28 protein-coding genes and 1 riboswitch are annotated in these 26,823 nt (G+C 71.1%); of the genes, 19 read left to right on the top strand and 9 right to left on the bottom strand.

What is annotated here, in order from left to right; translation table 11 throughout:
• The first annotated feature begins 68 nt into the window (after positions 1-68).
• Genes ctlX through ABLE68_RS06055 form a run of 3 tightly spaced genes read left to right on the top strand, consistent with a single transcriptional unit; the run spans position 69 to position 1,660 of the window.
• Complete coding sequence (gene ctlX / locus ABLE68_RS06065) at positions 69-1,103, top strand: citrulline utilization hydrolase CtlX (protein WP_348870409.1); 1,035 nt, start codon at positions 69-71, stop codon at positions 1,101-1,103.
• Positions 1,100-1,477, top strand: a complete 378-nt coding sequence (locus ABLE68_RS06060; protein WP_348870408.1) for a DUF3054 domain-containing protein — start codon at positions 1,100-1,102, stop codon at positions 1,475-1,477. The genes ctlX and ABLE68_RS06060 overlap by 4 nt, the downstream gene beginning before the upstream one ends.
• A complete protein-coding gene (locus tag ABLE68_RS06055; RefSeq protein WP_348870407.1) occupies positions 1,478-1,660 on the top strand; it encodes a hypothetical protein in 183 nt (60 codons plus the stop codon).
• Between the two features lie 15 nt (positions 1,661-1,675).
• Here the strand turns inward: ABLE68_RS06055 and ABLE68_RS06050 are convergent, their stop codons facing one another.
• Positions 1,676-2,245 carry an NIPSNAP family protein gene (locus ABLE68_RS06050; protein ID WP_348870405.1) on the bottom strand — a complete coding sequence of 190 codons (570 nt, stop codon included), beginning with the start codon at positions 2,243-2,245 and terminating at the stop codon, positions 1,676-1,678.
• A gap of 30 nt (positions 2,246-2,275) precedes the next feature.
• Positions 2,276-2,797, bottom strand: a complete 522-nt coding sequence (locus ABLE68_RS06045) for a MarR family winged helix-turn-helix transcriptional regulator (protein ID WP_348870404.1) — start codon at positions 2,795-2,797, stop codon at positions 2,276-2,278.
• A 104-nt stretch (positions 2,798-2,901) separates the two neighbouring features.
• Between ABLE68_RS06045 and ABLE68_RS06040 the strand changes: the two genes are divergently transcribed.
• Complete coding sequence (locus ABLE68_RS06040) at positions 2,902-3,651, top strand: SDR family NAD(P)-dependent oxidoreductase (RefSeq protein ID WP_348870403.1); 750 nt, start codon at positions 2,902-2,904, stop codon at positions 3,649-3,651.
• Between the two features lie 15 nt (positions 3,652-3,666).
• Here ABLE68_RS06040 and ABLE68_RS06035 read toward each other — a convergent pair whose 3' ends face one another.
• Positions 3,667-4,602, bottom strand: a complete 936-nt coding sequence (locus ABLE68_RS06035; RefSeq protein WP_348870402.1) for a LysR family transcriptional regulator — start codon at positions 4,600-4,602, stop codon at positions 3,667-3,669.
• Positions 4,603-4,696: 94 nt separating this feature from the next.
• Between ABLE68_RS06035 and ABLE68_RS06030 the strand changes: the two genes are divergently transcribed.
• Positions 4,697-5,680, top strand: a complete 984-nt coding sequence (locus ABLE68_RS06030) for an SLAC1 family transporter (RefSeq protein ID WP_348870401.1) — start codon at positions 4,697-4,699, stop codon at positions 5,678-5,680.
• A 68-nt stretch (positions 5,681-5,748) separates the two neighbouring features.
• A complete protein-coding gene (locus ABLE68_RS06025) occupies positions 5,749-6,429 on the top strand; it encodes a TetR/AcrR family transcriptional regulator (RefSeq protein WP_348870399.1) in 681 nt (226 codons plus the stop codon).
• 1 nt (position 6,430) lies between these two features.
• Here the strand turns inward: ABLE68_RS06025 and ABLE68_RS06020 are convergent, their stop codons facing one another.
• Positions 6,431-7,381 carry an NADP-dependent oxidoreductase gene (locus ABLE68_RS06020; RefSeq protein ID WP_348870398.1) on the bottom strand — a complete coding sequence of 317 codons (951 nt, stop codon included), beginning with the start codon at positions 7,379-7,381 and terminating at the stop codon, positions 6,431-6,433.
• A 116-nt stretch (positions 7,382-7,497) separates the two neighbouring features.
• Here ABLE68_RS06020 and ABLE68_RS06015 point away from each other — a divergent pair, with 116 nt between their 5' ends.
• Positions 7,498-8,004 (top strand): MarR family winged helix-turn-helix transcriptional regulator, encoded by a 507-nt coding sequence (locus ABLE68_RS06015; protein ID WP_348870397.1) that lies wholly within the window; start codon positions 7,498-7,500, stop codon positions 8,002-8,004.
• Here the strand turns inward: ABLE68_RS06015 and ABLE68_RS06010 are convergent.
• Positions 8,001-8,696 carry an acyltransferase gene (locus ABLE68_RS06010; protein WP_348870396.1) on the bottom strand — a complete coding sequence of 232 codons (696 nt, stop codon included), beginning with the start codon at positions 8,694-8,696 and terminating at the stop codon, positions 8,001-8,003. The genes ABLE68_RS06015 and ABLE68_RS06010 overlap by 4 nt on opposite strands.
• A gap of 112 nt (positions 8,697-8,808) precedes the next feature.
• On the opposite strand from ABLE68_RS06010, the gene ABLE68_RS06005 reads away from it, so the two are divergent.
• Positions 8,809-10,026: an aromatic ring-hydroxylating oxygenase subunit alpha gene (locus tag ABLE68_RS06005; RefSeq protein WP_348870395.1), complete on the top strand. Its 1,218-nt coding sequence runs from the start codon at positions 8,809-8,811 to the stop codon at positions 10,024-10,026.
• Here ABLE68_RS06005 and ABLE68_RS06000 read toward each other — a convergent pair.
• Together ABLE68_RS06000 and ABLE68_RS05995 are read right to left on the bottom strand one after the other, a co-directional pair.
• A complete protein-coding gene (locus tag ABLE68_RS06000) occupies positions 10,007-10,981 on the bottom strand; it encodes an adenosine deaminase (protein ID WP_348870394.1) in 975 nt (324 codons plus the stop codon). The two genes, ABLE68_RS06005 and ABLE68_RS06000, sit on opposite strands and share 20 nt — an antisense overlap.
• A gap of 23 nt (positions 10,982-11,004) precedes the next feature.
• On the bottom strand, positions 11,005-11,439 hold the full coding sequence (locus tag ABLE68_RS05995) for a GNAT family N-acetyltransferase (protein WP_348870393.1): 435 nt from the start codon (positions 11,437-11,439) through the stop codon (positions 11,005-11,007).
• Between the two features lie 67 nt (positions 11,440-11,506).
• Between ABLE68_RS05995 and ABLE68_RS05990 the strand changes: the two genes are divergently transcribed.
• From ABLE68_RS05990 to ABLE68_RS05955, 8 genes are all read left to right on the top strand, one after another.
• Positions 11,507-12,094: a carboxymuconolactone decarboxylase family protein gene (locus ABLE68_RS05990; RefSeq protein WP_348870392.1), complete on the top strand. Its 588-nt coding sequence runs from the start codon at positions 11,507-11,509 to the stop codon at positions 12,092-12,094.
• Positions 12,091-12,966 (top strand): RNA polymerase sigma-70 factor, encoded by an 876-nt coding sequence (locus ABLE68_RS05985; protein WP_348870391.1) that lies wholly within the window; start codon positions 12,091-12,093, stop codon positions 12,964-12,966. The genes ABLE68_RS05990 and ABLE68_RS05985 overlap by 4 nt, the downstream gene beginning before the upstream one ends.
• 137 nt (positions 12,967-13,103) lie before the next feature.
• Positions 13,104-13,214: riboswitch (TPP riboswitch) on the top strand.
• On the top strand, positions 13,205-14,257 hold the full coding sequence (locus ABLE68_RS05980; RefSeq protein ID WP_348870390.1) for a thiamine ABC transporter substrate-binding protein: 1,053 nt from the start codon (positions 13,205-13,207) through the stop codon (positions 14,255-14,257). It overlaps the preceding riboswitch by 10 nt.
• Positions 14,233-15,888: an ABC transporter permease gene (locus tag ABLE68_RS05975; RefSeq protein WP_348870389.1), complete on the top strand. Its 1,656-nt coding sequence runs from the start codon at positions 14,233-14,235 to the stop codon at positions 15,886-15,888. Before ABLE68_RS05980 ends, ABLE68_RS05975 begins: the two co-directional genes overlap by 25 nt.
• Positions 15,885-16,877: an ABC transporter ATP-binding protein gene (locus tag ABLE68_RS05970; RefSeq protein ID WP_348870388.1), complete on the top strand. Its 993-nt coding sequence runs from the start codon at positions 15,885-15,887 to the stop codon at positions 16,875-16,877. Before ABLE68_RS05975 ends, ABLE68_RS05970 begins: the two co-directional genes overlap by 4 nt.
• A 27-nt stretch (positions 16,878-16,904) precedes the next feature.
• On the top strand, positions 16,905-17,948 hold the full coding sequence (locus tag ABLE68_RS05965; RefSeq protein ID WP_348870387.1) for a phosphatase PAP2 family protein: 1,044 nt from the start codon (positions 16,905-16,907) through the stop codon (positions 17,946-17,948).
• Positions 17,949-18,194: 246 nt separating this feature from the next.
• On the top strand, positions 18,195-19,508 hold the full coding sequence (locus tag ABLE68_RS05960) for a C40 family peptidase (RefSeq protein ID WP_348870386.1): 1,314 nt from the start codon (positions 18,195-18,197) through the stop codon (positions 19,506-19,508).
• Between the two features lie 61 nt (positions 19,509-19,569).
• Positions 19,570-21,534 carry an acyl-CoA dehydrogenase family protein gene (locus tag ABLE68_RS05955; protein WP_348870385.1) on the top strand — a complete coding sequence of 655 codons (1,965 nt, stop codon included), beginning with the start codon at positions 19,570-19,572 and terminating at the stop codon, positions 21,532-21,534.
• A gap of 94 nt (positions 21,535-21,628) precedes the next feature.
• Here the strand turns inward: ABLE68_RS05955 and ABLE68_RS05950 are convergent, their stop codons facing one another.
• Positions 21,629-22,591, bottom strand: coding sequence for a type IV toxin-antitoxin system AbiEi family antitoxin domain-containing protein (locus ABLE68_RS05950; RefSeq protein WP_348870384.1), 963 nt, complete (start codon positions 22,589-22,591; stop codon positions 21,629-21,631).
• Positions 22,592-22,771: 180 nt separating this feature from the next.
• The gene (locus tag ABLE68_RS05945; RefSeq protein WP_348870382.1) at positions 22,772-23,290 is read right to left on the bottom strand and encodes an inorganic diphosphatase; all 519 of its coding nucleotides are present in this window, start codon (positions 23,288-23,290) and stop codon (positions 22,772-22,774) included.
• A gap of 132 nt (positions 23,291-23,422) precedes the next feature.
• On the opposite strand from ABLE68_RS05945, the gene dacB reads away from it, so the two are divergent.
• From dacB to tilS, 3 genes are read left to right on the top strand one after another with little or no spacing between them, the layout of a single operon-like run.
• The gene (dacB, locus tag ABLE68_RS05940) at positions 23,423-24,730 is read left to right on the top strand and encodes a D-alanyl-D-alanine carboxypeptidase/D-alanyl-D-alanine endopeptidase (RefSeq protein ID WP_348870381.1); all 1,308 of its coding nucleotides are present in this window, start codon (positions 23,423-23,425) and stop codon (positions 24,728-24,730) included.
• 28 nt (positions 24,731-24,758) lie between these two features.
• On the top strand, positions 24,759-25,799 hold the full coding sequence (locus ABLE68_RS05935) for a zinc-dependent metalloprotease (RefSeq protein ID WP_348870380.1): 1,041 nt from the start codon (positions 24,759-24,761) through the stop codon (positions 25,797-25,799).
• A gap of 3 nt (positions 25,800-25,802) precedes the next feature.
• Positions 25,803-26,804 carry a tRNA lysidine(34) synthetase TilS gene (tilS, locus tag ABLE68_RS05930; protein ID WP_348870379.1) on the top strand — a complete coding sequence of 334 codons (1,002 nt, stop codon included), beginning with the start codon at positions 25,803-25,805 and terminating at the stop codon, positions 26,802-26,804.
• Positions 26,805-26,823: the final 19 nt, after the last annotated feature.

Raw genomic sequence — 26,823 nt, 5'->3', positions numbered from 1 at the left:
TGATCGGCACCTGACGTCGCCGTCGGCGGTTCGGAGCGTCGACCGGTGAGGGCTTACATTCGTCTGTTGTGAGTGCTCAAGCCCCATCCGCTGTGATCCTGATCCGCGCCGAGCGGTTCAAGCCCAACCCGGCGACCGCCGCCGACAACGCCTTCCAGCACGACGTGCCGGCGGGTCAGGACGACGACGAGACCGCCCTCAAGGCGCTGGCCGAGATGGACGCGCTCGCCGAGGCGCTCCGCGCGGCCGGCGTACGCGTGCATGTTTTCTCCGACGAGGACCACACCCGACCGGACAGCGTCTTCCCGAACAACTGGCTCTCCACGCACGCCGGCGGCAACGTCGCGGTCTACCCGATGTACGCGTCCAACCGCCGCCACGAGCGCCGCGCCGACGTGCTCGAGATGCTCAAGTCCGAGTACCGCGTGCAGACGATCATCGACTACTCCGGCCTGGAGCCGGACGGCATCTTCCTCGAGGGCACGGGCGCGATGGTGCTCGACCACGTCTCCCGGGTCGCGTATGCCGCGCGCAGCCACCGCGCGGACACCCACGTGTTGGAGCGCTTCTGCACCGACTTCGGCTACGAGCCGATGGCGTTCGACGCGGTCGACCACGACGGCGTGCCGGTCTACCACACCAACGTCATGGGCTGCGTCGGCACGGACGTCGCGCTCTTCGCGCTCGACCTGATCCCCGACAAGCAGCGCCGCGAGCAGGTCCGCGAGCGGCTGACGGTCAACGGGCGCACGGTCGTCGAGCTCACCGAGGAGCAGGTCCGCCACTTCGCGGGCAACGCTGTCGAGCTCTGTGGTCGTACGCCGGACGGCCGCCGCAACTACATCATGGCGATGTCGGCCGAGGCCCACCGCAGCCTGCGCCAGGACCAGATCGACGAGATCGAGAAGTCCTGCACGATCCTCTCGGTCGACATCCCGACCATCGAGCTGGCTGGCGGCTCCGTGCGCTGCATGATCGCCGGCGTCCACCTCGACAAGCGTCCCGCCGCCGAGCCCGAGATCACGGAGGCCGTCGAGGCGATCGACGACAACCCGGTGACCGCCGACGGTCGCGACGTCGTCGACGACGACGAGGTCGTGTGAACGCCCGACGTCTCTGGCCGCTCGTCGCCGACCTCGTCTGCGTGCTAGCGCTGGCACTCGGCGGGAAGAGCTCGCACGAACCCGGTGAGTCCGACTGGATCCTGCTCACCATCGCCTGGCCGTTCGCGGCGGCCGCCGTGCTGGCGCACCTGCTGCTGGCTCGGCGTGGTCGCCAGTCCCTGCGGATCTGGCCCGAGGGTGCGACGGTCGTCGCCGTCACCTACGTGCTCGGCATGCTCCTGCGCGCGCTCTCCGGCCGCGGCATGGCGCCCGGCTTCCTGGTCGTGGCCGCCATCTTCCTCGTGGTGACGATGGTGGGCTGGCGCGCCGTCGCCTCCCTCGTCACGCGGCGCCGCGCGGGCGACACTGACTGAGTGAGGCTGCACCATGACTGGGACGACGAGGATCCTCCCGAGCCTGACCTGACCGACCCGGTGACCGCCGCGGCGATGACCCGAGCCGCTCGCGGTGTGCGCCTCGTCAAGCTGATCCACCTGGGACTGCTCGTCCTCGGGCTGGCCGTGCTCGCGCTGGCGCTGTTGCTCCACGTGGCCTGACGGGCGGAGCGGTACTCACCTCAGCCAGGACCGCCCGGTGGTCTCGGCCCGGATCTCCTGGAGCGCGGGGACGCCGACCCGCGGCGTTGGGCCGATCCGGACCACGACAGGGTCGCCACCCCGGATCGGCAGTCCGGGGTAGGTGTTGACGGCGTCGAGGGTCTCGAAGAGACCGATCGCGTCGGGCGCCACCTGCTCGGAGTAGGAGACGTCGTGGACGGTGATCGCCAACTGCGTCGGCTCGGCGCCGGTCGGGCGGGTCCCGGTCAGCTCTGGCGCGACGACGGGGGCGAGGAGGCGTACGTCGTCGAAGTCGATCATCGTGACGTTGGCGGCCGGACCGTGCTCGGCCCAGACCGGCCCGCCGTAGAAGGCCTCGAGTGCGCGGCGGCGGCCTTCCATGTCGGCGAAGCCGCGGAGCCACACGAACCGGTCCGGACGGTCGAGGTCGCGGAACTGGCCGATCACCGTCATCCCGCAGGCCTCCTGGGTCTCCACGAGCTCACGGTCGAAGAGCTCGATCAGCCCGTCACGGGTCCCGGGACGCAGGGTGTACTGACGCAGCTCGACCACACCGATGTCCATGGGCCGACCGTAGGGGCGGGCGCCGACAGGTCAGGCCTCGGTCCAGTCGACCTGGTGGGACGGCGGTGCGGGCAGCGACCCGTGGGTCACGACCTGCGCGTAGATCTGCTCCAGCGCCTGGCGCAGCGGCCCCAGCAGCTCGGGGTCGAGGCCGTCGAAGAACAACGTCTTCACGAGCGCCACGTGGCCCGGGATGGCTCGACCCAACGCAGCACGGCCCTCGTCCGTCAGCACCGCGTCGGTCGCCCTACGGTCGGTGGCCGACGGGGAGCGGTCGACGAGCCCGCGACCCTCCATGCGCAGCACGTGGTGCGAGACTCGGCTGCGCTCCCACCCGATCCGGATCGCGAGGTCGCTGAGCCGGAGGCGCTGCCCCGGTGAGTCCGCCAGGGCATTGAGGACGTGGAAGTCCTGGTGCGAGAGGCCTGTGTCGGCCTGCAGCTCGCGGTTCACCTCGTAGTCCATGCGGAGCACGACGCGCATGTAGGCGAACCAGGTCTCTGCCTGCTCCGCCTGCAGCGTCGTACTGGTGTCTCTCGCCCTGCCAGGCACCGTGCCTCCTCGTGCTGACGACCCCCGGGAATGCCGGCCGGTCCATCGCGGTTAAGCATGACATATCACGTAATGGGCCTCATCGCCCGGGACAGGAGACCACCATGGGACAGCTCGACGGCAAGACTGCGCTCGTCACCGGAGCGACCTCGGGGATCGGCCGCGCCACCGCGCAGCGATTCGTCGACGAGGGAGCGTTCGTCTTCGTGACCGGGCGCCGCCAGGAGGCGCTCGACGCCACGATCGCCCAGCTCGGCGCCCACGCACGTGGGGTGCGCGGGGACGTCTCGGACCTCGACGACCTCGACCGGGTCTACGAAGCGATCGCCGAGCGCGGCGCAGGGCTCGACATCCTGGTCGCCAACGCCGGCGGTGGATCGTTCGCCGCGCTCGAGGACGTCACCCCGGAGCACTTCGACGAGACCTTCTCGACCAACGTGCGCGGGACGTTGTTCACGGTGCAGAAGGCGCTGCCCCTGCTGAACCGGGGTGCGTCGGTCGTGCTGACCGGGTCGACCGCGGCGACCAGCGGGGTGCCCGCCTTCGGGGTGTACGGCGCCAGCAAGGCCGCGGTGCGCGCGTTCGCCCGGACCTGGGCGGTCGAGCTCGCCGGCCGCGGGGTGCGGGTCAACGCCGTCATCCCGGGGCCGACGGAGACCGAGGGCCTCCGCGGCCTCGCACCCGACGCCGGTGCGGCCGACGCGCTGGTGGACCAGCTGGCCAGCGCCCTGCCGATCGGTCGACCCGGTCTGCCGTCGGAGATCGCGGCGGCCGTGCTCTTCCTCGCCTCGGACGAGAGCAGCTTCATGACCGGCAGCGAGCTCTTCGTCGACGGCGGCGAAGAGCAGCACTGAGACAGCTCGGCTGGATCAGGCGAGCTTGCGGTGACGTCGGTGTGCCGGAGCGGTGGACCACCCGGGCGGCGGATCCATGCTGAGCGCCATCTCGACGAAGTTGACGACCGCGGCGCTCGTCGTCCGCTCGGGTGCCCACTGCAGGACGAAGGGGACGGTCAGCTCGGGCTGCACGACCTTGACGCTCGCCGGGTCGTGTCCCGGAGTGAACGAGCCGATCAGCATCACCCAGTCGACGCCGTCCTGCTCCTGCCACCGCCGGGCCGAGATGTCGGTGTCGACCAGCGGCAGCATCGGCGGTGAGATGCCGGCCATCGTGAGCACCTGCTGCTGACTGAGCGCCCACGCAGGGAACAGGCTCTCGCGCGACATCCCGAGGGTGTCACCAGCGAGGTCGGACAGCTCCACCGTCGCGTCGGCGGCGTGGGGGTGCGTCGGACGCAGGGCCACGAGGAGTCGTTCGGCGCAGAAGACCTCGTGGCGGGTGCCCGGTCTCGCCACGGTGATCGCGCAGGTCACGCCGACGTCGATCTCGCCCGCGTCGAGCTTCTGGGAGAGCGCGGGGAGCCACAGCTGCTCGACGGTGACCTCGACCAGCGGAGCCAGCTCCGCGAACCGCTCGACGAGGTAGGGCACCAGGACCGGAGCGGCCGGTGGGGTGATCCCGATCCGCAGGGAGCCGGCGGCCCCGGCCGCCACGCGGCGTACGGCGCTCTTGGCTGCTTCGGCCCGGTCGAGGATGTCGCGGGCGCGGGGGAGGAGCTCGTCTCCGGCGCCGGTCAGCGACACCTTCCGCGTCGTGCGCACGAAGAGGCGTGCGCCCAGCTCGCGCTCGAGCCGCTGGATCAGCTCGCTGAGCGCGGGCTGGCCGATCTGGACCCGCTGGGCGGCGCGACCGAAGTGCAGCTCGTCGGCGACCGCGACGAAGGCCTCCAGCTGGCGCAGCTCCACACCGGAACCGTAGGGCGGATTGATCGGTCCCGCCGATGAATGCGTTCCGGAAGTGCCTCTTTTTCGGCTCGCGCGGGCCGCCCATGGTGGAGGCATGGCCGCTCCTCGCATCCCGCTCAACTTCTTCGGCATCCCGTTCGGGCTGGCCGGCCTCGCCGGCAGCTGGCTCGTCCTGGCCGACCACGGACGGGCGCCGGTCGCGGTCGGCGACGTCCTGCTCGTCCTGGCGGCGGGGGTGTGGGTCGTGCTCGTCGTCGCCTACCTCCGGCACGCGGTGGCTGAGAAGGGGCGGCTCCGCGCGGACCTGCTCGACCCGATCGCGAGCCCCTTCGCGTCGCTGGTGTTCATCACCCCGGTACTCCTGGCCGCCCAGGGCGTTCATCCGCACGCGGCGACGACCGGCCGCGTGCTGGTCGACGTGTTCGTCGTCGGCATCGTGCTGCTCGGCTCGTGGTTCACCGGCCAGTGGATCTACGGCCCGCTCGAGTTCGCCACGATCCACCCGGGCTACTTCCTGCCGACGGTCGGCGGCGGCCTGGTCGCCTCGATCGGTGCGTCCGCCGTCGGGCAGCCGCGCCTGGCCGAGGCGATGTTCGGCCTCGGTGTCGTCTCCTGGCTGGTGGTCGGCTCGATGATCCTGGCCCGTCTCTTCTTCGCACCAGCGCTGCCGACGCCGCTGGTCCCGACGCTCGCGATCGAGGTGGCCCCTGCGGCGGTCGCCAGCACGGCGTACTTCGCCATGAACGGCGGCCACGTCGACGCGGTCGCGGCGTTCCTGGCGGGCTACGGCGCGCTGATGGTGCTCGCACAGGTGCGGCTGGTCCCGTTGTTCGCCCGGCTGACCTTCCTGCCCAGCTTCTGGGCCTTCACCTTCAGCTGGGCGGCGGTCGCCACCGTGGGGCTGCACTGGCTCGACGCGCTCCGGCCGGCGGGCTACGTCGCCTACGAGTACGCCGTGGTCGCGGCGATCTCCCTGCTGATCGGCGGCATCGCCGTGCGCACCGTCATCGCGCTGCTGCGCGGTCAGTTCTTCGCCGCTTCGCACGCGGTGCCTGCGGTGGGTCACGCTGTCGTTTGACTGACTGATCAATCCAATCCAGTGCTAGCCTCGGAGCCCGAGAACGACTCCTGCGAGAGGCTGGTCCGATGGCTGAGGCCGCGCCCGCGACGGAGGGCAACGAGGCGCGCCGCCGCGCGATGCTCGAGGCAGCCGCCGAGCTGATCAGCGAGCGCGGCTTCGGGGAAACGCGGATCGCCGACGTCGCCAAGCGTGCGGGCGCGAGCTCGGCGCTCGTCATCTACTACTTCGGCACCCGCGACCGGCTGCTCGTCGACGCCCTGCGCTACTCCGAGGAGAGCTTCTACGACACCGCAGCGAAGACGCTCGCCGAGGTCACCGGCTTCCGCGAGCGGCTCTCGACGATCGTCGAGTGGTGCTGCGTGCCGCAGACCGACGGTGAGGTCAGCGGCGCCTGGGGCCTGTGGCTCGACCTGTGGGCCACGGCCTTCCGCCACGAGGAGGTCGGCGAGGCGCGCGTCGAGCAGGACCGCAAGTGGCGCGACCTGGTCGAGGGCGTCCTGCGCGACGGCCAGTCCTCCGGCGAGGTGGCTGCCGAGCTCGACGTACGGCGCTTCGCGCTGACCTTCACCATGCTGCTCGACGGCATCGCGACCCAGGTCGCGCTCGAGGACCCGGACATCAACGCCGACCTGGCCTACGACATCGCGATCGAGTACGCCGAGGAGAAGCTCGGCCTCGACCCGATGCCGCGGCGGTCGAAGCCGAAGAAGCCTGCGAAGAAGAAGCGGGCCACGAAGAAGGCCTGACTCAGCGCTGGTCCACGCCGGGCACCACCACGACCTTGCCGGTGAGCGAGCCCGACGCCGCACGCGCGTGGACGGACGCGAGGTCTGCGAGCGGCACCCGCTCGGCGACGTCGACGACGAGCTCGCCGCGGTCGACGCGCGCGACCAGCTCGGAGAGCTGCTGCGCGTCGCTGCGGACGTAGAGGTCGATCCCGCGTACGCCGCGCGCCTCGTCGCTCGGGGCCGGCATCCACACGGTCGTGTTGACCACGACCCCGCCGTCGGCGACCCGCCCGGCCAGGGCCGTGAGCTGCTCAGGAGTGACCGGAGCGAGGTTGAGCAGCACGTCGACGGGCTCGGTGACGGCCGCGGCCACGTCGGTCGTGGTGTGGTCGACGACCTCGTCGACGCCGAGCGACGCGAGGTGGGCGGCGCTGCGCGCGCTGCCGGTGGCGATGACGTGGGCGCCGGTGGTCTTGGCCAGCTGGACGGCGTACCCGCCCACCGCGCCGCTCGCGCCGTTGACCAGGATGCGCTGACCCGGTCGGAGGTCGGCGTGCTCGAAGAGCGCCTGCCACGCGGTCAGGCCGACGATCGGGAGTGCCGCTGCGTCGCTGAGCGGGATGCTGGTCGGCGCGCTCGCGAGCGCCTGGGCGGGTGCGACCACGTAGTCGGCGGAGGCGCCGTCGACGACGAACGGCAGGAAGCCGACGACCCGGTCGCCGACCCGCAGGCCGGTGACGTCGTCGCCGACCTCGTCGACGGTGCCTGCGACGTCGAGGCCGGGGACGTGGGGGAGCGTCAGCGGCATCGGACCCTGCATGTTCCCGGCCCGGATGTTGCCGTCGACGCCGTTGAACGACGTCCCGGCGACCTTGATGCGCACCTCGCCGGCGCCGGGGGTGGGGGTCGCGACGTCCTCGTAGCGCAGGACGTCGGCGTCGCCGTACTGGTGGAAACGGATGGCCTTCATGGCTTTACCTCCTGAGTGACGTGAGTGCTTCGAATTCGAAGCATGATGACGACGGTAGCAGTGCTTCGAATGTGAAGCAACTGTTTCGAACGTGAAGTAATTGGTAGCGTGGGGGCATGCCGAAGCCGACTCCCGCGTCCGACGCCCTCGACTCCGTGCAGCTCGGCGCCTACTTCGCCCTGATGGACGTGGCCGGCCTGCTGCGCCACGCGGTCGAGCAGCAGCTGCGGGACGAGGGCGACCTGAGCTACGTGCAGTTCCAGCTCCTGGCGCGCCTGGCTCTCGACTCACCCACCGGCAGCGAGCGGATGACCGACCTGGCCGACGGTGTCGTCTACAGCCGCAGCGGCCTGACCTACCAGGCGGGCCTGCTCGAGAAGGCCGGGCTGGTGGTGCGCGCGCCCTCGCCCGACGACGAGCGCAGCGTGACGGTGACCGTCACCGACGCCGGTCGCGCGGTGATCGCGCGGGTGATCCCCGGCCACGTGGAGGTCCTGCGGCAGCAGCTCTTCGCCCCGTTGTCGGGTGCCAAGGTCCAGGAGCTCGGCGACCTGCTGGCGCCGGTGCGCGACCACATGCGGTCGGCGCCGCCGCGGTCGGCGGGGGCGCGCCGCAAGCGCTAGAGCGCCTCTTCCAACGGAGGGGTGCGCTCGATGCCGAACTCCGTGGTGAGCACGGGACGTACGTCGCCCTTGGAACCCACCCAGCCGATGCCGGGCTCGTGGCGCCGGATGACCTTGGCCGGGTTGCCGCCGACGATCGCGAAGTCCTCGACCGTGCCGCGCACGATGGCGCCGGCCGCGACCACGACGTTGCGGCCGATCTGGGCGCCGGGGAGGATCACGGCGCCGTGGCCGATCCAGCTCCCGGAGCCGATCGACACCGGCTGGTGGGCGCCGAACTGGTCGCCGATCGGTCGGGTCGGGTCCTGGTAGCCGTGGCTGGCGTCCGTGACGAAGACGCTCTGGCCGAAGAAGACGCCGTCGCCGATCACGATCGACTCGTGGGCGGTGATGCTGATCCGCGCGCCGAGCACGCAGTCGTCGCCGACGACGAGCCCGCGGTCGGGCAGGTTGGTCTGCCCCACGCCGTAGCCGACCGACAGAGTCGCCTGCTTGCCGACCAAGGTGTCCTGGCCGATGTGGATCGACCCGGTGTTGAGCAGCGTGGCGGGCGGGAAGTCGATGCAGCTGCCCTCGCCGAACGTGCCGAAGGCCTTGGCCGCGTGGGTGCCGGGGACGATCGAACCGGTCCGGTCGAGCCATCGCCGAGCGGCGAGGATCCCTCGGTTGGCGACGCGGGTGGCGGGGTTCACGCCGCGAGACTAGCGGCCAGCAGACCCGCGCGAGCCCGATGTGGTCCAGCTCTGGATCGCGCGGCTGGTGGTGGGCGACACTGACCAGGTGATGGATCAGCTGCGTGGAACGTTGGCTCCGCTCCCAGAGGCGGAGGTCGCCCGGTCGTACGCCGAGTTCGGCACCTCGCGGATGCTGCCGGCGGCCGCCTACCTCGATCCCGCGGTCCACGACTGGGAGCAGGCCAACGTCTTCTCCGGCTGGCAGTGCGTCGGATCCGCCGCCACCCTGGCCGAGCCCGGCGCCCAGAGGTCCGTCGAGACGGGAGCCGGTGGCGTGCTGCTGGTCCGCGGCGAGGACGGCGAGCTCCGCGCCTTCGCCAACACCTGTCGGCACCGCGGCCACGAGCTGCTGCCCTGCGGCTCGAGCACCAACCGGCGCAGCATCGTGTGTCCCTACCACGCGTGGTCGTACAAGCTCGACGGCAGCCTGCGCAACGCACCCGGTGGCTTCCGCAGCCTCGAGGGCTTCGACAAGGGCGAGTTCGGGCTGCTCCCGATCCCGGTCGTCGACTGGCACGGCTGGCTCTTCATCGACCCCTCGGCGAGCAGCGGTCCCTTCGAGGACCACGTCGCCGGCATGGAGGAGATCGTCGGTCGCTACCGCCCCGAGGACCTGGTCACCGTGGCGAGCCACTCCTACGAGCTCACGGCGAACTGGAAGGTGATCGTCGAGAACTACCAGGAGTGCTACCACTGCTCCTCGATCCACCCCGAGCTCACGCGGATCAGCCCGCCGCAGAGCGGCGACAACCTCGACTTCGAGGGTGAGTGGATCGGTGGCTGGATGGCCCTCATCCCCGAGGCCGACACGATGTCGCTCGACGGTCGCAGCGGCGGCACCCCGATCGAGGGGCTCAACGACACCGAGCTGCGCACGGTGATGTACCTCGTCGGCTTCCCCAACCTGCTGGTCAGCCTTCACCCCGACTACGTGATGACCCACCTGCTGCGTCCGATCGACGCCGGCCGCACGTTCGTCGAGTGCTCGTGGGCCTTCCCGAAGGAGGTCGCGGAGCGGGAGGGCTTCGACCCGGCGTACGCCGTGGACTTCTGGGACCTGACCAACCGTCAGGACTGGGCGGCCTGCGAGTCGGTGCAGCGTGGCCTCGCGTCGCCGCAGTCGGTGCCCGGACCCCTCGCGCCCGAGGAGGACGGCGTCTACCAGTTCGTCAGCCGGATGGCCCGTGCGTACGCCGGCCTCGGCAAGAGCGATGACGCCCGTCCGTCGCTGGTGACCCAGCCTGCGGACGGCCCGCTCGATGCCGAGGTCAGCCCTCCAGCTCGCTGATCCATCCGGCGCGGGTGGTGTCGTCGACGAACGCCGCCTCGAACGAGTTGCGCGCCAGCGTCGCCAGGTCGGTCTCGCTCATGCCCAGGTCGTTGCGCAGGGCGGCGAAGTTGTCGTCCACCCCGCCGCCGAAGTAGGCCGGGTCGTCGCTGCTGACCGTCGCGCGCAGCCCGAGCTCGAGCATCCGCGGCAACGGGTGGTCGGCCAGGTCGTCGACGACCTTGAGGTAGACGTTGGACAGCGGGCAGGTCGTCAGCGGGATCTGCTCGTCGACCAGCCGCTGCACCAGGACCGGGTCCTCGAGCGCCCGGTTGCCGTGGTCGATCCGCTCGACGCCGAGGACGTCGAGCGCCTCCCACACGTAGTCGGGCCCGGCCTCCTCGCCGGCGTGCGCGACCCGGTGGAGACCCTCGGACGCCGCGATGGAGTAGGCCGTCTCGAAGAGCCGCGGCGGGTAGCCGATCTCGGTGGAGTCGAGGCCGACGCCGATGAACCGGTCGCGGAAGGGGAGCGCCGCGCGGATCAGCTCCTCGGCGGCGTCGCCACCGAGGTCGCGCAGGAAGCAGACGATCAGGTCGGCGGAGATGCCGGTCGCCGACTCGGCGTCCGCGATCGCGGCGGAGAACCCGTCGAAGACGGCGGCCAGCGGGACGCCGTGCCCGAGGTGCGTCTGCGGGTCGCAGAACATCTCGGCGCGGCGTACGCCCGCGGCCGCGGCACGCGCGAGGTAGCCGCTGGCCAGGTCGTAGAAGTCCTGCTCGGTCCGCAGCACCGTGAGGTTGGCGTAGTGGATGTCGAGGAAGGACTGCAGGTCCGCGAAGTGGTCGTAGCGGGCGGTGAGCTCGACCGGGTCGTACGTCGGCAGCGCGATGTCGTTGCGGCGGGCCAGGGTGACCAGGAGGTCGGACTCGATGGTCCCCTCGAGGTGGAGGTGGAGCTCGGCGACGGGAAGCATCCGCCGAGTGTGCCGGTCGCGGGTTACGCGCTCGTTGCGCGGCGCATCGGCGTGTGCGGGATGCCGTCCTCGAGGAACTCGTCGCCGTCGGGGGCGAAGCCGAACCCGGCGTACCAGCCCACCAGCGGCGACTGGGCGTCGAGGACGACGTCGCGGCCGGGGCAGACCTCGAGGGCGGTGGTCATGACGTGGTCGGCGAGACCCTGGCCGCGCGCGGACCGGGCCAGCACGACGCGGCCGATCCGCCACGTGTCCACGTCGTCGAGCACCCGCGCGTAGCCGAGGAGGTCGTCGCCCTCGAGGAGCAGCACGTGGCGGGTGCCGGGCTCGACGTCGCGGCCGTCGAGGTCGGGGTAGGGACAGTCCTGCTCGATCACGAACACGTCCTGGCGCAGTCGCCACGCGGCGTACGCGATCGCGGGCTCGAGGTCCGCGAACGAGCGGGCGCTGGTGATCATGAGCGGCAGGTTGTCACAGATCGGCGGTGGTCGGTGTCTGGTGGGCAAACGACAGAAGGAGAGTCCGATGCCCAGCACGTTCCGCATCCCGAAGGCCCCGATCACCTGCCTGTACGGGCGGGTCATGTCCGTCTACGCCCGCCGCACCTACGGCGCGATCCCGGACAACGCCTACGTCTACTTCCACCACAAGCCGGTGCTCAAGGCGGTCCTCGGCTTCGAGGGCAAGGTGTCGAAGTGGGACGAGCTCGACCCGACGCTGAAGTCCTACGCGCAGCTCGCGAGCGCGGGCGTCATCGGCTGCAGCTGGTGCCTCGACTTCGGCTACTTCCTGGCGCACAACGACGGCCTCGACCTCGCCAAGGTGCGCGAGGTGCCGCGGTGGCGCGAGTCCGACGTCTTCAGCCAGCTGGAGCGCGACGTGCTGGAGTACGCCGAGGCGATGAGCACGACACCGCTGACGGTCACCGACGAGATGGTCGCCGGGCTGATCTCCCAGCTCGGTGAGGCGGCCGTCGTCGAGCTCACCCAGATGATCGCCCTGGAGAACATGCGCTCGCGCTTCAACTCCGCGGCCGGGCTGCAGAGCCAGGGTTACTCGGATGTGTGCGAGCTGCCCCTCGCCGTAGCGTCTGGGTCCATGGAGACGGCATGAATGCCGACGCGACGGAGGTCTTCGTCCGGCACCGCAACCTGCTCTTCACGGTCGCCTACGAGATGCTCGGCTCCGCGGCCGACGCGGAGGACGTGCTCCAGGAGACCTGGCTGCGGTGGGTCGACGTCGACCTGCCGACCGTCCACGACGACCGGGCCTACCTGGTGCGGATCACCGCGCGGCTCGCGCTCAACCGGATGCGCACCAACGCCCGGCGGCGTGAGTCGTACGTCGGGCCGTGGCTGCCGGAGCCGTTGCTCACGGCACCCGACGTGGCCGAGGACGTCGAGCTCGCGGACTCCGTCTCGCTGGCGATGCTGACGGTGCTGGAGACCCTCGCGCCGACCGAGCGGGCGGTGTTCGTGCTGCGTGAGGTCTTCGACTTCGGCTACGACGAGATCGCGGTCGCCGTCGACAAGTCGCCGGCCGCGGTCCGCCAGATCGCCCATCGGGCGCGGGCCCACGTCGAGGAGCGTCGCCCGCGCGGGGAGGCGTCGCAGGTCGAGCGGGACCGGGTGCTCGCGACCTTCATGAGCGCGGTCGCGACCGGTGACATCCAGAGCCTGATGGACGTGCTCGCGCCCGACGTCGTGCTGGTGACCGACGGCGGCGGCGTGAAGAAGGCGGCCCTGCGGCCGATCCTCGGTCGCGACAAGGTGGTGCGCTTCCTCGACGCGGTCGGCTCGGGCCTCAACGCCGTGGCAGATGTGGTGGTCGTCAACGGCGCCGCCGCCCTCCGCATCGTCATCGACGGCGAGATCGACACGATCGCCACGATGGTGGTCGAGGACGGTGCGGTGACCGGCCTCTACGTCGTACGCAACCCGGCGAAGCTGGCTCGCCTGGACGCCGTGGTGGTGCTGACCCGCTGAGCTCCCGGTGGTTGAGGAAGGACGAAGTCCTGTCTCGAAACCCCGGAAACCGACGTAGGTGCGTCGGCTGCGGGGGTTTCGAGACGGTCGCTGCGCGACCTCCTCAACCAACGGCGGGGCAGGGGTCTACAGTCGACTCCACAAGACAGGGGAGCACGCCATCAACGTGCTGAGAGTGCGGACCAGCCGCAGACCCTACGAACCTGATCCGGTTAGTACCGGCGATAGGGAGTCCGAGTTGAAGGTCATCCGTGCCATGGCGCCTGCCGTGGTCCTCGCCCTGACGATGAGCGCCTGCTCCACGATGGGGCAGGACTCAGCCGACGACGAGCCCGCCTCGAAGCGCGTCGTCCTGGTCACGCACGACTCGTTCGTGCTGCCGAAGAAGCTCGAGAAGCAGTTCGAGCAGGAGTCGGGCTACCAGCTCGTCGTCCGCGCGTCCGGCGACGCCGGCGCCCTGACCAACAAGCTGGTGCTCACGAAGGACGACCCGCTCGGCGACGTCACCTTCGGCATCGACAACACCTTCGCGTCCCGCGCGATCGACGAGGGCGTCCTCGCGCCGTACGACGCCACGCTGCCGGCGGGTGCGGAGGAGTACGCCCTGCCCGGCGACGACGACCACGACCTCACGCCGATCGACAACGCGAGCGTCTGCGTCAACGTCGACGACACCTGGTTCACCGACCACGACCTGGCGCCGCCGACGACGCTCGACGACCTGGTGAAGCCGGACTACAAGGACCTCTTCGTGACGCCCGGCGCGACCACGAGCTCGCCCGGGATGGCCTTCCTGCTCTCGACGATCGCGGCGTACGGCGACGACGGGTGGCAGGACTACTGGACCAGGCTAATGGCCAACGGCGCCAAGCTCGACGCCGGCTGGTCGGACGCCTACGAGGTCGACTTCACCCAGGGCGGCGGCAAGGGTGACCGGCCGATCGTGCTGTCCTACGACTCGTCGCCGGCCTTCACCGTGTCCGGTGGGAGGTCCTCGACGAGCGCGCTGCTCGACACCTGCTTCCGCCAGGTGGAGTACGCCGGGGTGCTGGCCGGCGCCGAGAACCCGAAGGGCGCCGAGGCGCTGGTCGACTTCCTGCTGACGCCCGAGGTGCAGGCGGCACTGCCGGAGAGCATGTACGTCTTCCCGGTCGACTCCTCGGTGGAGCTGCCGCAGGAGTGGGCCGAGTTCGCGAAGAAGCCCACCGACCCCTGGCAGGTCGACCCCGCCGACATCACCGCGCACCGTGACGAGTGGCTGCGCGAGTGGAGCGACGTCACCTCGCGATGAGGCGGGCCCTCGCCCTCGCAGCCCTGGCCGCCGTCCCGCTGACGGTGCTGGGTCTCTTCTTCGTGCTCCCGGTGAGCGGGATGATCTCGGAGGGCTTCTGGGTCGACGGCACGTTCGACCCGGGGGCGGTCTTGGAGGTGCTGGCGCGGCCGCGGGTGCACCGGGTCGTCTGGTTCACCCTGTGGTCCTCGCTGCTGGGCACGGCGTTCGCCGTGCTCCTCGGGCTGCCGACCGCCCACCTGCTCTACCGCCGACGCTTCCGCGGGCGACGGCTGCTGCGGGCGCTGCTGGTGGTGCCGTTCGTGCTGCCGACCGTCGTCGTCGGCGTCGCGTTCCGTGAGCTGATCGGGGAGGCGGGGCCGCTGGGCTTCCTCGGCTTCGACGGCTCGGCCGGGGCGATCATCGCCGGGCTGGTCTTCTTCAACGTCGCGGTCGTGGTGCGGGCGGTCGGCGCGAGCTGGGAGTCGCTCGACCCGCGGCCGGCGCAGGCCGCGGCAGCACTGGGAGCCGGACCGGTGCACGTCTTCCGGACCGTCACGCTCCCGACGCTGCGGCCCGCGATCATCTCGGCGGCGAGCGTGGTCTTCCTCTTCTGCGCGACGGCGTTCGGCGTGGTGCTGACCCTCGGCGGGCTGCGCTACTCGTCGGTCGAGACCGAGATCTACCTGCTGACCACCAACCTGCTCGACCTCCAGGCTGCGGCGGCGCTCTCGATCGTGCAGCTGCTCGCGATCACCGCGCTGCTCGTCGTCGCCGGCCGCCTGCGCGCCGTACCTGACGCAGGTGTCGTCCGCACCACGCAGCGGATGCCGCGGCCGTCGCCCGGCGACTGGCCCGGGCTGCTCTCGACCGGCCTGGTGCTGGTGCTGGTCGGTGCGCCGCTGCTCGCCCTCGTCGTCGGATCGCTGCGGGTGCGCGACTCGTGGAGCCTCGGCAACTACCGGGCGCTGAGCGGCCACGGCTCGCACGACGCGCTGCTGGTGCCGGCGACCGATGCGCTCGTGACCTCGCTGCGTACGGCGGTCGACGCGACCTGGATGTCGCTCAGCCTCGGCGTCCTGGTCGCGATCGTGGTGACCCGACGCTCGCACTCGCGCGCCGAGCGCCGCACCCGCGGCGCGCTCGACGGGCTCTTCATGCTGCCGCTCGGCGTGTCCGCGGTGACCCTCGGCTTCGGGTTCCTGATCACGCTCGACAAGCCGCCGGTGGACTTCCGCGACTCGTTGCTCCTCGTGCCGATCGCCCAGGCCCTGGTGGCGCTGCCGCTCGTCGTACGCACCCTCGTGCCGGTGCTGGGCGGCATCGAGGACCGGCAGCGCCAGGCGGCCGCGTCGCTCGGCGCGGGTCCGCTGCGGGTGTTCCTGACCGTCGACCTCCCGGCGATGTGGAAGCCGCTGCTCGCCGCCGCCGGGTTCGCCTTCGCGGTGTCGCTCGGGGAGTTCGGTGCGACGTCGTTCCTCGCGCGCGACGACCACCCGACGATGCCGATCGTGATCTTCCGGCTCATCGGGCACCCGGGTGCGATGAACTACGGCATGGCCCTCGCCGCATCGGTCGTCCTCGCCGCCACCACCGCCCTGGTGATGCTGGTCGTCGAGCGGCTCCGGGTCCCGTCGGTGGGTGCGCTGTGACCCTCACCCTCGACCACGTCGGTGTGGCGTACGACGGCGAGCCCGCCGTCGTCGACGCCTCCCTCGAGCTCACCGACGGCCAGGTGCTGGCCGTGCTCGGCCCGTCCGGCTCCGGCAAGTCGACCCTGCTGCGCGCGGTCGCGGGTCTCGAGCCGACCACCGGCGGGCGGATCTCGTGGGACGGGTCCGACCTGGCCGGGGTGCCGACCCACAAGCGCGGCTTCGCGCTGATGTTCCAGGACGGCCAGCTCTTCAACCACCTCACGGTGGCGCGCAACGTCGGCTACGCGCTGCGCATCCGGCGTACGCCTCACGCCGCCGAGAGGGTCCGCGAGCTGCTCGCGCTCGTCGGTCTCGAGGGGTACGGCGACCGGCTGCCCGCCACTCTCTCGGGCGGTGAACGTCAGCGGGTCGCGCTGGCCCGCTCGCTCGCCGTACGCCCTCGGCTGCTGCTGCTCGACGAGCCGCTCTCGGCGCTCGACGCCGGTCTGCGCGAGCGCCTCGCCGCCGACCTGCGCACGATCCTGCGCGAGGCCGGCACGACCGCGCTGATGGTGACCCACGACCACGACGAGGCGTTCGCGGTCGCGGACCGGCTCGCGGTGATGCGCGCGGGGCGGATCGTCCAGCAGGGTGAGATCGCCGAGGTGTGGCGGGCGCCGGTCGACCCGGAGACGGCGCTGTTCCTCGGCTACGCCCGCGTGCTCGACGGCCCCGCCGGGTCGACGCTGCTCGCGGCGGCGGGTCTGCCGGAGGCCGACGCGGTCGCCGTACGACGCTCTGCGCTGACCCTCGACGACGCCGGTCCGCTGCACGGCGTCGTGCGCTCGGGGCGGGCGACGCCGGAGCAGGTCCGGCTGGTCGTCGACGTCGACGGGATCGGCGAGCTGGACGCCGTGGCCAGGCTCGACGCGCACGCCGCGCCGGGGGAGCGGGTGACCCTGGGGGTGGACCGGAGCAGGCTCGCCCCGATACCTGAAGGTTGCTGACTGGCAACCTTCTCTACACTGACCTCCGTGTATCGCCGTGCCTGGACCCTCCTCGTGGCCAACGCCATCCTCATGGGGGGTCTGGCGATCCTGGTGGCGGTCGTCTACGACAAGCGGCTGATCGACCCGGAGGGCAGCTTCCTGGGTCCGTCGTGGCTGCGCCTGCCGCTGCTGCTCTTCGGTGCGCTGCTGCTCGACCTGCTGCCCCGCACGCTCTGGTACTCCAAGATGAACCCGAAGGCGATGCCCGCGATCGTCCGGACCCGGTGGAAGACGCACTGGACCCGCGAGCGCTGGACCCTCGTCGCGATGGGCATCATCTGCTTCTACATCGTCTACGTGAGCTACCGGAACCTGAAGTCGTTCCTCCCGTTCGTCCGCGAGGTGAAGTACGACCGCGAGCTCCACATGCTCGACCGGCTGCTCCTCTTCGGCCACGACCCGGCGCTGATCCTGCACGGGATCTTCGGCGAGGGCTTCATGGCGTACGGCTTCTCCTACGTCTACCTGTGGTTCCTGCCGCTCGTCCCGATCGCCGTCACGGCCTGGGTCGTCTGGTCGCGCAACCTGTCCTACGGCTACTGGTTCGTGACGTCGCAGTGCGTGGCGTGGACGCTCGGCACCGCGTCGTACTACGCGCTCCCGACGCTCGGCCCCGGCCTCAAGTACGTCTGGCTCTACCAGGGCCTTCCCGACACCCCGGCGAGCCAGCTGATGGAGTCGCTCGTCAACGGCCGCGCCCTGGTGATCCAGGGCGTCAGCACCAACGCGGTGCAGTCGGTCGCCGGGTTCGCCAGCCTGCACTGCGCGATCACGCTGCTGGTCGCGCTGATGATCCAGTACACCGTCCAGAACCGGGTGCTCCGGATCGTCTTCTGGGTGAACTTCGGCGTCACCATGATCGCCACCCTCTACTTCGGCTGGCACTACATCGCCGACGACATCGCCGGCGTGATGATCGCCTTCGTCTCCTTCTACGTCGGCGGCATCGCCAGCGGTCAGAAGTTCGACCACCACGGGCTCGCCTCGCACCCGACGACGACCACCTCGGCCGTCCCCGTCGACCGCTGACCCGGTCCTGATCTCCCTGCCGATCTGGCGAGGTTGTCACGGACGTTGTGGTGGCTATTTCGGCCCTGGGACCACCACAACGTCCGTGACTACGCCAACGCGCGCGAAAGTTACACCGGTGTAGTTCGTCAAGCCGACACGCCGGGGACTGAAGAAAAAGTTGAGGTTTTTGTTCCTTTTGTGACGAAAGTTGTCTAGCGTGCTGCGAGTGCCGCATGGGGCGGCCTTTCCACCAGGGGGAATCACGTGCGTGCGCTCGGTCTGACCGCGGTCCTCGCGCTGTCCCTCGGGATCGGTGGCGTCGCGACCGGAGTGGCCGTCGCCGACGACCACACCCCGTCGCGCCACGACGTCCAGGAAGCCCGCGTCGCCGTCCAGGCCAAGGCCGACGACGTCGACTCGGTCCGCGCCCGTCTCGTGCTGGCCAACCAGCGGCTCCAGCAGTCGGCCGTCGTCGCCGCCCAGGCGTCCGAGGCCTACAACGGAGCCCGGTGGCGCGCCGCGGAGGCCCGCAAGGCGGCCGCGGCAGCGCAGCGGCGATCGGCGATCGCGGAGAGCGACGTCCAGCGTCAGCGGGAGGCGTACGGCGACGCGATCGTCACGTCGTACGAGATGGCTCCCGGGCTGACGGCGCTCTCCGCGATCGTGCGGTCCGACGGCATCGACACGGTGATCCAGCGGACGGTGTCGATGGGCAACGCCGAGGACGCCCTGGACGGCAACTACGACGAGTTCCGGGCGGCCGCCACCCTCGCCGACGTCGCGAGCGACCAGGCCGACGACGCCGAGGACGCCGCGGTGAAGGCGCAGCAGGACGCGCTCGACGCGAAGCAGCAGGCCCAGGACGCGGCTGACGCCGCCGCCGCGCAGGCCACCGCGATCGCCGACGAGAAGGCCGCGCTGATCGCGCAGCTCGCCGACCTCCAGCACATCAGCGTCAAGCTCGCCCAGCGCCGCCAGTCCCACCTCGAGCAGCAGGCCGCCGCGGCAGCGGCCGCCGCGGCCGAGCAGGAGCAGGAGCAGCAGGCACCGGAGCCGGTGTCGAGCCCGACTCCCCAGCCGACCCCCGACCCCCATCCCAGCTCCGACCCGGAGCCGACGCAGTCCCCCGACCCCACCGACCCGCCAGAGCCGAAGCCCACGACGCCCTCGACCCCGCCGGCACCCCCCGCGCCTCCCGCCCCCTCGGGACCCGCAGCCGGCGCCGGGGCGGCGATCGCCTTCGCACGCGCCCAGATCGGCGAGCCCTATCGCTGGGGAGCATCGGGCCCCAGCGCCTGGGACTGCTCCGGTCTGACCATGGGCGCCTGGCGGGCCGGTGGGACCTCCCTCCCGCACTACTCCGTCGCGCAGTACGAGCAGTCGACCCCGATCGCCGCGAGCACCCTGCAGCCCGGTGACCTGGTGTTCTGGGGGTCGTCGAGCGACCCGAGCTCGATCTACCACGTCGCCCTCTACGTCGGCGGCGGCATGATCATCGAGGCCCCGCGCACGGGTGTCCCGGTCCGCGAGAGCTCGATGTACTCCTGGACCGCGCCGAACTTCTACGCCCGTCCCTGATGTGACGTAGGCCGGTCCAGAGCACTGCTTGGGCCGCAGGCGCCGTGGGTAGCGTCGAGGCATGGCCACCGACACCGCCGCGCCCCCGACCACGAACGGCTACGTCCAGCCCGAGATCGACGTACCCGCGCTCACCGCGCTGCTCGACGGGAAGTACGCCGAGGTCCGCAACCTGGTCCGCACGAACCTCGCGGAGTACTCCTCGATCCTCGAGGACGCCGAGGACCTGTCCGTCGACGACTTCCGCGAGCGGGTCAAGGAGGTCGTCGTCGAGATGGCGGCGACCGGTCAGACCGGCATGGGCTTCCCCCAGGAGTACGGCGGGGGCGGCGACATCGGCGCCTCGATCGCGGCGTTCGAGACGCTCGCGTACGGCGACCTGTCGGTGCTCGTGAAGGTCGGCGTGCAGTTCGGTCTCTTCGGCGGCGCGATCCTGCAGCTCGGCACCCAGCGCCACCACGACGCCTACCTCGCCGACCTGATCACCGGGAAGCTGATGGGCTGCTTCGCGATGACCGAGACCGGACACGGCTCCAACGTCCAGGCGCTCGGCACCGTCGCGACGTACGACGTGGCGACCCAGGAGTTCGTGATCACCACGCACGGCGACGGGGCGCGCAAGGACTACATCGGCAACGCCGCGAAGCACGCCGAGGTAGCGGTCGTCTTCGCGCAGCTCGAGGTCGGCGGCGCCTCGGAGGGCGTGCACGCTTTCGTCGTACCGATCCGTGAGGGCGGCAAGCCCTGCGCAGGCGTCGAGATCGAGGACGACGGCCGCAAGATGGGCCTGAACGGCGTCGACAACGGCCGGATCCGCTTCACCGAGGTGCGGGTCCCGCGCGAGGCGCTGCTCAACCGCTTCGCCGATGTCACGCCCGCGGGTGTCTACGAGAGCGAGATCGACAACCCCAACCGCCGCTTCTTCACGATGCTCGGCACGCTCGTGCAGGGCCGGGTCTGCGTCGGCGGCGCCGGCATCAACGCGAGCAAGGTCGCGCTGGCGATCGCGACGAAGTACGCCGCACGCCGCCGGCAGTTCGAGGCCACCTCGGACACCGAGGAGGAGCTGCTCCTCGACTACGGCATGCACCAGCGGCGCCTCTTCCCGCTGATCGCGCGCACCTACGCGCTGCACTTTGCCCAGGAGGTCGTCGCCGCGCAGCTGCACGACGTCTTCTCCGGCATCAAGGACGACGACCACACGCGGCGCGAGCTCGAGTCGCGCGCGGCCGGCACCAAGGCGCTCGGCACCTGGCACGCGACCCGCACCATCCAGGAGTGCCGCGAGGCCTGCGGGGGAGCGGGCTACCTGGCCGAGAACCGGTTCGCCGCGCTCAAGGCCGACACCGACGTCTTCACGACGTTCGAGGGCGACAACCACGTGCTGCTGCAGCTCGTCGCGAAGGGCCTGCTGACCGACTACGCGAGCGAGTTCGAGGACATGGACCAGCTCGGCATGGTCCGCTTCGTCACCAACCTCGCCGTCGAGACGGTCATCGAGAAGACCTCGGCCCACAAGCTGCTGGAGCGGGTCAAGGACCTGATGCCCGGGGGCGACCAGTGGGACCAGGACGCCGGCCTGCTCGACCCGTCGTACCAGCTCGCGATGCTGCGCTTCCGCGAGGAGCACATGCTCGCGGGGGTGGCCCGCCGGCTGAAGCGGGGCATCGACCAGAAGATGAACCCGGGCGTCGTCTTCTCGCGGGTCCAGGACCACGTGATCGCGGCGGCCAACGCCCACGTCGAGCGGCTGGTCCTCGAGGCGTTCGTCGACAAGACGGCCGCGCTGCCGGACGGCGACCAGAAGGTCGCGCTCAACCTTCTGTGCGACCTGTTCGCGCTCTCGACCATCGAGGCCGACCGGGCGTGGTTCATGGAGCACGGCCGGCTGTCCGTCCAGCGCTCCAAGGCGATCAGCCGCGAGATCGGCAGCCTCTGCCGCAAGGTGCGCCCGCTCGCCGTCGACTACGTCGACGCGTGGGGCGTCCCCACCGAGATGCTGCGCTCGCCGGCGCTGCTGGGCTAGGTGCCCGCGGGATACCCGGTGAACCGGGTATTCATGGAGTTCTGGGGGGTTGCAACGCCCCAGAAGTCCATGAAGTGGCCGAGAAGTCGAGGGGTCAGGCCGCGTCGACGGCCGGGAACAACATCGCTCGGATCGCGGCCGCGGTGGCCTGGGGTCGAGACAGGTCCGACCACACGATGCGAATGCATCGCCATCCCGTGAGCCGGCAGATCCGCTCCTCGCGTCGCTTCTCCGCGACGACGACTTCGGACGCGCTCTGGCCGGGGCGCCGGAGTCGTTCGTACTTCACCAGACCGTCGAACTCCAGGAACACCCCGAGCTGCGGCCACGCGAAGTCGACGTAGGCGAAGACCCGTCCGTCGTGGTCTTCGATGGGGTACTGCGGCTGAGGCATCGGCAAGCCCTGGCGGAAGCACAGGAAGAAGGTGCGGGACTCGCCTACGGACTCGATACGCCGATCGGCCAGCCTGAGGATCAGGTCCGTGCTCAGAGTCTTCGGCCACTGGCCCATGAGTGCGTAGCGCTCGGCCAGAGCGGACTCGGTCGTCGCGCCGCAGTGGAGGAAGTGGTTCACGACCACCAGGCTCGCCTCGACGCTCGCGAGCGTCGACACCTCGAGTGCGACTCGGGTTGGGCTCATCACCTCGACGCCGTTTCGTCGGCGGACGTCGCCGGGAAGGATGGTCCCGCAGTGCTGGTGGACGCCCGCCTCGTGCCGTCCGGCGCAGCCGTCGGAGCGCGTGACGTGGACATCGCTCAGGTCCAGTCCCCAGGTGGGTCCGTCGTACTCCGGTACGCCGGACACGTGCGAGAGCACGACCCTGGTCTTCGCCTGCTGCAGGACGGCTCGGCCACGGACCCCGTGCCGGCCGGCCTCGTCCAGCTGCAGAAACGGTGCTCGGTCGGCGTACGCGCCCCTGCGGACCTTCACGAGGACGCCGTCAGCGACGAGACGGGCGATCGAACGGTCGTCGTGACCCTGGGCGATCAGGGTCTTGCGCAGGTAGACAGGCGCGTTGCGCGGGTCGTCGGCGGGACGTGCGGGAGGAACCATCATGCGAAAACGCATGCCCGTGCGCGCCGTACTCGACGCGTGCGGTTCTGGCGGCTGTGGAGAACGGATCCATGCCCTGCTTCTCGGGCAGTTCCTGATGTTCTGGGGCGTTGCAACACCCAAGAACGTCAGGAATACCCGGTGAACCGGGTATTCCGCGGGCTAGCGACCCGCCAGCCGAGGTCAGTGCTGGTCGCCGGACTCCTTGAGGCGGGCGAAGGACGCGTGGACCTCGGCCTCGGCCTCGGTGCGGCCGACCCACTCGGCGCCTTCGACGGACTTGCCAGGCTCGAGGTCCTTGTAGACCTCGAAGAAGTGCTGGATCTCGAGGCGGTCGAACTTCGAGACGTGGCTGATGTCGCGCAGGTGCTCGAGGCGCGGGTCGCTCGCGGGCACGCAGAGGACCTTGTCGTCGCCGCCGGCCTCGTCGGTCATCCGGAACATGCCGATCGCGCGGCAGCGGATCAGGCAGCCGGGGAACGTCGGCTGCTGGAGGATCACCATCGCGTCGAGCGGGTCGCCGTCCTGGCCGAGCGTGTTCTCGATGTAGCCGTAGTCGGCCGGGTACGCCGTCGAGGTGAAGAGCGTCCGGTCGAGCCGGATCCGGCCGGACTCGTGGTCGACCTCGTACTTGTTGCGCTCACCCTTGGGGATCTCCACCAGCACGTCGAACTCGAGCACGTCTTCCTCCGCCATCGTCATCGAAACTTGTAGGCCCGCGCGGCGGGCACCGCACAGTCTCCCGCACAATGGCCGCAAACGTGGAGTCGGAAGAGGTGAACTGTGGGGCGACGTGACGCACGCCACGGTTCTCGCCTCGCCTTCTGGCTGCCGGTGGTGCTCGTTCTGGGGTTGCTCGCGGCCGCCGGGATCGCGTACGTCGAGGTCGACCGGGCCGCCCCGTCCGACGACCCGGCCGCGATCCCGCCGCCCGCCGGACTGACCCTCCCGGCCCTCACGACCCCGTCGCCGGTGGCGACGGGGGCCACCGGCAGCGCCGACCCCGGCGCCGTACGCCGTGCCGTCGAGCAGGTCCTCGACGACGCCGACCTCGGCCCGCACGTGCTCGCCACGATCGCCGGCCTGGACGGGTCGCAGCTCTACTCCGCCGGCAGCGGCACGGCGATGCCGGCGTCGACGCTCAAGCTGCTGACCACGACGGCCGCGCTCGACACGCTCGGTCCGGACCACACCTTCGACACCACCGTGGTCACCGACGGACCGCGCCGCGTCGTGCTCGTCGGTGGCGGCGACCCGCTCCTGTCCCCGCAGGACCTGAAGAAGCTCGCCCGCGCCACCGCGGCCAAGGTCACCGGCACGGTCAAGGTCTCCTACGACATCAGCCTCTTCAGCGGCCCGGCGATCAACCCGCACTGGCCGGCGACCTACGTGCCCGAGGGCGTGGTCTCACCGATCCAGGCCCTCTGGGTCGACGAGGGCCGGGCGGCGACGGGCTTCGGTCGCGTGGACGACCCCGCTGCGGCTGCCGCGCAGGTGTTCGCCGACGACCTCGTCCGGGCCGGCCTCACCGTCCGTGGCACGCCGGACGAGCGGACCGTCGCCGACGGCACCGAGGTCGCGCGGATCAGCAGCCGCCCGCTCTCCCAGATCGTCGAGCACACCCTCACGACCAGCGACAACGAGGCCGCCGAGGTGCTCAGCCACCAGGTCGGTCTCGCGGTCTCGGGGGTCGGCAGCTTCGCGGCCGGCGCCAAGGCCGTCGTCCAGTCGGTCGACGACCTCGGCGTACCCACCTCCGGTGCGAAGGTGTACGACGGCAGCGGGCTGTCCCGCGACGACCTCGTCGGCTCCGACACCCTGGCGTCGGTGCTCGAGGTCGCGGCGTCGGCCGACCACCCCGAGCTGCGGAGCGTGGTGACCGGCCTGCCGGTCGCCGGGTTCACCGGGTCGCTGGTCGACCGGTTCGGGCAGGGCGACCTGGCCGGCCGCGGCGTCGTCCGCGCCAAGACCGGGACCCTCACCGGGACCAGCGGGCTGGCCGGGATCGTCACCGACCGCGACGGCACGCCGATCGTCTTCGCCCTGATCGCCGACCGGGTCGACGTCCTCGACACCCTCGATGCGCGCGAGGCCCTGGACGAGGTCGCGACCGCTCTCGCCGCCTGCCGCTGCGGGAGTTGAGCATGGATCGTCCGGGTACGGTCGCCGCATGAGCAGCGAACGCCCCAGCATGGTCGACTGGGACCTGGCCGTCTCGCTGGGCTCCCGCCTGGCCGGCGACGGTCCGGAGATCACCCGCGAGGACGCCGACGCCGTCGTCGCCGAGCTGAGGGCCGACGCCGACCGGTCGACCGGGTTGGTCCGCGAGTTCACCGGGCTGGTCGCCGCCGAGCACACCGCCCCGGTCCTCGTGGTCGACCGGCCGGGCTGGGTGCAGGCCAACGCAGACGGCTTCGCGACCGTGCTCGCGCCCGTCGTCGACAAGATCTCCGGTGACAAGGGCGCCCCGGGTCGCCTCACCCACGCGATCGGCTCACGGGTCACCGGCGCCGAGGTCGGTGCGCTGCTGGGCTTCCTGGCCGGCAAGGTGCTGGGCCAGTTCGACCCGTTCTACGGCGCCGACGGCCGGCTGCTGCTGGTCGCCCCCAACATCGTCCACGTCGAGCGCGAGCTCGACGCCGACCCGCACGACTTCCGGCTGTGGGTCTGCCTCCACGAGGAGACCCACCGGGTCCAGTTCACCGCGACCCCGTGGCTCTCCGACCACCTGCTCGGCGAGATGCACGCCATCGCCGACACCCTCGAGCCCTCCGGCTTCCTCGACGACGGTCTGTCCCGGATCACGGAGGCGCTCAAGGGTGGCAACCGCGGCGGCAACCTGATCGAGATGATCGGCAGCCCCGAGCAGAAGGAGATCGTCGACCGGGTCACCGGTGTCATGTCGCTGCTCGAGGGCCACGCCGACGTCGTCATGGACGGCGTCGGGCCGAGCGTCATCCCCACCGTCGGTGACATCCGCACGAGCTTCAACCGCCGTCGCAAGGGTGTCGGCGTCCTCGACCGGGTGCTGCGCCGCGTGCTCGGCCTCGACGCGAAGATGGCGCAGTACCGCGACGGCGCGAAGTTCGTCCGCGCGGTCGTCGACAAGGCCGGGATGACCGAGTTCAACGCGGTCTGGGAGCGCGCGGAGAACCTGCCGACCAAGGCCGAGATCGCCGACCCCGCTGCCTGGGTCACCCGAGTCCTGTAGGGCATGAGCCTCCACCCGGCCGTCGCCGCCGTCCGTCTCGGCGTACGCCGCGCGCTCGCCGACGTCGACGCGGGCCGGACCGTCGTCGTCGCCTGCTCCGGCGGACCGGACTCGCTCGCCCTGCTCGCGGCGACGGTGTTCGAGGGCCGCAAGGCGGGCTGGCACGTCGTGGGCGCGACGGTCGACCACGGACTGCAGGACGGCTCCGCCGCGCAGGCCGACCGGGTGGTCGGCCAGATGGTGGAGCTCGGTGTCGACGAGACGATCACCGCACGGGTGGAGGTCGAGAGCGCGGGGCTCGGCCCCGAGGCCGCCGCCCGGCAGGCGAGGTACGCCGTGCTCGAGGAGGTCGCCGAGCGCTTCGACGCGGCCGCCGTCGTCCTCGGCCACACCCGCGACGACCAGGCCGAGACCGTGCTGCTCGGCCTGGCCCGCGGCTCCGGCGGCCGGAGCCTGGCCGGGATGCGCCGGGCCTTCGGCCCCTTCGTGCGCCCGCTGCTCGACGTGTCGCGCGACGACACCGTCACCGCCTGCCAGGTCGAGGGCATCGCCACCTGGGACGACCCGCACAACGCCGACCCCGGCTTCACCCGCGTCCGGGTCCGGCGCACGGTCCTCCCGGTGCTGGAGGACCAGCTCGGGCCCGGCATCGCCGCGACCCTCGCCCGCACCGCCGACCAGCTGCGCGACGACATGGACCTCCTCGACGCCGTCGCCGAGGCGGCGTACGGCGACCTCCGCGACCTCCCCGTCGACGGACTCCTCGCCCAACCCACCTCGATCCGTCGCCGCGTCCTGCGCCTGGCCGCGGTCGAGGCCGGCGCTCCGCCCGCCGAGCTCTTCCACGAGCACGTGCTCGCCGTGGACGCCCTGCTCACCGGCTGGCACGGTCAGAAGTGGGTCGACCTGCCCGGTTCGCTGCGCTGCTCGCGGCGAGACGGTCGACTGCACCTCGACCGCGCCGACGGACAAATCCCTCGGAATCGGCCGCGGGCGGCCGACTGAGAGGTCAGACTTGACGCTG

Source organism: Nocardioides pollutisoli (genome assembly GCF_040045055.1).
Taxonomy (GTDB): domain Bacteria; phylum Actinomycetota; class Actinomycetes; order Propionibacteriales; family Nocardioidaceae; genus Nocardioides; species Nocardioides tweenelious.
This window is presented reverse-complemented; position numbering and strand designations above follow the sequence as displayed.

Coding starts and splice junctions, on each gene's coding strand:
- ABLE68_RS05995 (WP_348870393.1), bottom strand. CDS start 11,439: ATGATCACCAGCGCCCGCTCGTTCGCGGACCTCGAGCCCGCGATCGCG.
- ABLE68_RS06050 (WP_348870405.1), bottom strand. CDS start 2,245: ATGGACATCGGTGTGGTCGAGCTGCGTCAGTACACCCTGCGTCCCGGG.
- ABLE68_RS06025 (WP_348870399.1), top strand. CDS start 5,749: ATGGCTGAGGCCGCGCCCGCGACGGAGGGCAACGAGGCGCGCCGCCGC.
- tilS (WP_348870379.1), top strand. CDS start 25,803: ATGAGCCTCCACCCGGCCGTCGCCGCCGTCCGTCTCGGCGTACGCCGC.
- ABLE68_RS05985 (WP_348870391.1), top strand. CDS start 12,091: ATGAATGCCGACGCGACGGAGGTCTTCGTCCGGCACCGCAACCTGCTC.
- ABLE68_RS06000 (WP_348870394.1), bottom strand. CDS start 10,981: ATGCTTCCCGTCGCCGAGCTCCACCTCCACCTCGAGGGGACCATCGAG.
- ABLE68_RS05990 (WP_348870392.1), top strand. CDS start 11,507: ATGCCCAGCACGTTCCGCATCCCGAAGGCCCCGATCACCTGCCTGTAC.
- ABLE68_RS06040 (WP_348870403.1), top strand. CDS start 2,902: ATGGGACAGCTCGACGGCAAGACTGCGCTCGTCACCGGAGCGACCTCG.
- ABLE68_RS06020 (WP_348870398.1), bottom strand. CDS start 7,381: ATGAAGGCCATCCGTTTCCACCAGTACGGCGACGCCGACGTCCTGCGC.
- ABLE68_RS06030 (WP_348870401.1), top strand. CDS start 4,697: ATGGCCGCTCCTCGCATCCCGCTCAACTTCTTCGGCATCCCGTTCGGG.
- ABLE68_RS05955 (WP_348870385.1), top strand. CDS start 19,570: ATGGCCACCGACACCGCCGCGCCCCCGACCACGAACGGCTACGTCCAG.
- ABLE68_RS06015 (WP_348870397.1), top strand. CDS start 7,498: ATGCCGAAGCCGACTCCCGCGTCCGACGCCCTCGACTCCGTGCAGCTC.
- ABLE68_RS05950 (WP_348870384.1), bottom strand. CDS start 22,591: ATGATGGTTCCTCCCGCACGTCCCGCCGACGACCCGCGCAACGCGCCT.
- ABLE68_RS05935 (WP_348870380.1), top strand. CDS start 24,759: ATGAGCAGCGAACGCCCCAGCATGGTCGACTGGGACCTGGCCGTCTCG.
- ABLE68_RS05945 (WP_348870382.1), bottom strand. CDS start 23,290: ATGACGATGGCGGAGGAAGACGTGCTCGAGTTCGACGTGCTGGTGGAG.